Annotated in this window: 1 pseudogene; it reads right to left on the bottom strand. The window is 35.4% G+C overall.

The window, feature by feature from the left end:
• Positions 1 to 500: pseudogene (locus tag B3J44_RS04995) on the bottom strand (Ig-like domain-containing protein); the annotation flags it as partial.

The raw sequence follows: 500 nt of genomic DNA on the forward strand, positions 1-500 counted from the left end.
ACAGTTAATAAATTATTAGCTACGAAATTATCTGGTGAAACTGTATAATTAACATACGGAACATTGTTTGAACAATAGCTTTCTGCTGTAATTGTCATTTTTGGTTCTGTCACCGTTACTTTTACAATATTTGAAGCACAGTTATCTGGATTCAATTTCTCACAAATAGTATATGTCAATTCATAATCTCCCGCAGGTGCATTTGGTGCTAGTGTAACATTTCCATCTACATCTACAGTCAGATATCCTTTTGGATCTGCTTGAGTTACTTTAAGATCTACATCTGATGGCACTAATTTATTTCCATCTTTAGTATCATTCTCAAAAACGTTGATTACTTTCTGCGGAATATTTACTCCAACTGCTGGCACAAGATCTTCGTTTGCCACTAGGTTTCCTGCCGTAACCGGAACAGTAATAGTTACCGAGTCGCAGTTCGTAGGATTGGTGTTTTCACAGATTTTATATTCTACTTTATAATCTCCTTTTGGAGTGTTTGG

This window comes from Flavobacterium sp. UBA4854, assembly GCF_002399805.1.
GTDB lineage: Bacteria > Bacteroidota > Bacteroidia > Flavobacteriales > Flavobacteriaceae > Flavobacterium > Flavobacterium ginsengisoli.